1 protein-coding gene is annotated in these 709 nt (G+C 68.3%); it reads left to right on the forward strand.

Annotated elements, in window-relative coordinates:
- Positions 1-709, forward strand: a 709-nt coding sequence (locus QMX83_RS21555; protein ID WP_282298665.1) for a transposase, incomplete at both ends; no start/stop codon positions are given.

Raw genomic sequence — 709 nt, forward strand, 5'->3', positions numbered from 1 at the left:
GCGACGACGGCATGGATGGGCTGCGGATGAGTTCGATGACCTACCGCATCGCCACCGGTCGCGACGCTGGCCGCAAGGTCGTCACGCTGCAAACATTGCCCGGTGACGCAGGCTCGCTGGAGGGCGACGCCGGCAAGGTCGGCGGCTTCTCGCTGCATGCCGGCGTGGCCGCGGAAGCACACGAGAGCCACAAGCTCGAAAAGCTGTGCCGCTACATCACGCGCCCGGCGATCAGCGAGCAGCGGCTATCGATCTCACCGCAGGGAAGGGTGCGGTATCAGCTCAAGACGCCATGGCGCAATGGCACCACCCATGTCGAATGGGATGCGGTCGATTTCATCGCGAAACTGGCCGCACTGGTCCCGCCACCTCGCGCGCATCTCACCCGCTTCCACGGCGTATTCGCCCCGAATGCAAACCTGCGTGCGCAGCTGACGCCCTCGGGGCGCGGCAAGCGGCCTGCGGGCGATGCGGCGCCGGTTGACGCAAGCGCCCACGACGAGCCGCGCAGCCCCGAGCCCGAGCAGAAGCGCCGTGCGATGAGCTGGGCGCAACGGCTCAAGCGGGTCTTTTCCATCGACGTCACCACCTGCGCCCACTGCGGCGGCGCGGTACGGATCGTCGCCAGCATCGAGGAACCCACCGCCATCCGCGCCATCCTCGCCCACTTCGAGAAGCACGGCGCGCTGGAGCAAGCGCACTACCGGCC

The sequence above is a fragment of the Stenotrophomonas sp. PS02289 genome (assembly GCF_029960115.1).
GTDB lineage: Bacteria > Pseudomonadota > Gammaproteobacteria > Xanthomonadales > Xanthomonadaceae > Stenotrophomonas.